The sequence below is a fragment of the Runella sp. R5_40 genome, assembly GCF_057652295.1.
Window position 1 is genome coordinate 1 of record NZ_JBYFCH010000078.1, and the last position, 464, is coordinate 464.

Consider the following 464-nt stretch of genomic DNA (forward strand, 5'->3'; position numbering starts at 1 on the left):
GGCATAGTAACGGGCATCCCAGTAGGTACGAATGTGACGTTGACAGCAACACAGTCTTCGGGATGTGTAAGTACGTTGACGGTACAAGGTCCAACGAGTTGTCCGACAGGGTGTACTCTTCCAAGTTTGACAGTGGGTCAGCCATTGTGTAACGGCACGAGCTACAGTGTGAGCTTCACAGTTTCGTCGGGCGCAACGGTGACGACAAGTTCGGGTACAGTAGGTAGCAATGTGATTACGGGAATTCCAGTAGGCACGGCCATTACAGTAACAGCTACTGACGCGAGCGGTAATTGTGTCAGCAAAGTAACCGTAAGTAGTCCAACCAACTGTGGCACGCCTTGTGAGAACCCAGGTATTACTTTGAGTGGTCCTATTTGCAGTGTAAACGGTTTGACTTACAGTCTGAATTATAGCTTGAGTAGTGGAGCGAGTGTAACGTCGAGTTCTGGAGTGGTGAGCAA

At 49.6% G+C, this 464-nt stretch carries 1 protein-coding gene; it reads left to right on the forward strand.

Annotated elements, in window-relative coordinates; all coding sequences use genetic code 11:
- A partial coding sequence (locus AC23N5_RS31465; protein WP_487758571.1) for a hypothetical protein occupies positions 1 to 464 on the forward strand: 464 nt, incomplete at both ends.